The organism is Salmonella sp. SAL4457, assembly GCF_046548235.1.
Taxonomy (GTDB): Bacteria; Pseudomonadota; Gammaproteobacteria; order Enterobacterales; family Enterobacteriaceae; genus Salmonella; species Salmonella enterica.
Window position 1 is genome coordinate 1 of the sequence record NZ_JBGDZO010001068.1, and the last position, 247, is coordinate 247.

The 247-nt window shown below is 69.6% G+C and carries 1 protein-coding gene; it reads left to right on the forward strand.

The genetic code is table 11. The features are described from left to right. Nucleotides 1-247 (forward strand): BatD family protein (locus ACLJNW_RS27465; RefSeq protein ID WP_410961720.1); only part of this gene is annotated, 247 nt, incomplete at both ends.

The following is a 247-nucleotide window of genomic DNA, read 5'->3' on the forward strand; positions in this document are numbered from 1 at the left end:
GTCCTCGGCACGCGCCAGGTCAACCGTCTCGCCACACAGAACGGCCGGGCCCAGGCCACCACCCGCTGGATCGTCACCCTCCTGCCGAAGCAGAGCGGCTACGTGGCGATCCCGCCGATCAGCCTCGGCGCCAGCAGCACCCAGCCGATCAGGCTGCACGTACTGGAGGCGCGCGACCGCGCCAAGAGCAGCAAGCTGGCGCCGGTCTTCATCGATGCCAGCGTCGACCAGGAGACGGTCTACGTGC